A 439-nucleotide genomic window follows, 5' to 3' on the forward strand; every position below is an offset into this window, starting at 1 on the left:
TTTTTTTTTCAAGCAGAAGACGGCATACGAGATTATGACGTAGCAGAAGAGGTTCAAAAAACCTACAGCGACCTTATCGAAAAGGCCGGCGGGAAAGACAAATTCTTCGAAGAAAGAGGCCTTGATAAATCCAGTGAGGATGAGGTGCTCAAGGATATCAAGCTGCAGACCAAAATCCGCAGGCTCGTTTCCGAGATTCAGGACTCAGCAGATGCCCCAACGTTCGAGGAAATCGAAGACTACTACCAGGGCAGCAAAGAGAAAGTCGTGATACCGGAGATGGTTCGTGCGAGCCATATCGTCAAGCATCTCGCCCCGGGCGAGGAAAACGACGAGGCGTACGAAGAGCTTCAGGGCGTGCTCGAAAGGATCAAAAACGGCGAGAAAGATTTCGCTGAATTCGCAGCCGAATATTCAGAATGCCCAGATCAGGGCGGAG

Annotated in this window: 1 protein-coding gene; it reads left to right on the top strand. The window is 50.1% G+C overall.

Annotated features, from left to right (window positions below; all coding sequences use genetic code 11):
• Window positions 1-439, top strand: a 439-nt coding sequence (locus tag BN4575_RS20890) for a peptidylprolyl isomerase (protein ID WP_176716472.1), incomplete at both ends; no start/stop codon positions are given.

This window comes from Aeromonas sp. EERV15 (assembly GCF_900079845.1).
GTDB lineage: Bacteria > Pseudomonadota > Gammaproteobacteria > Enterobacterales > Aeromonadaceae > Aeromonas > Aeromonas sobria.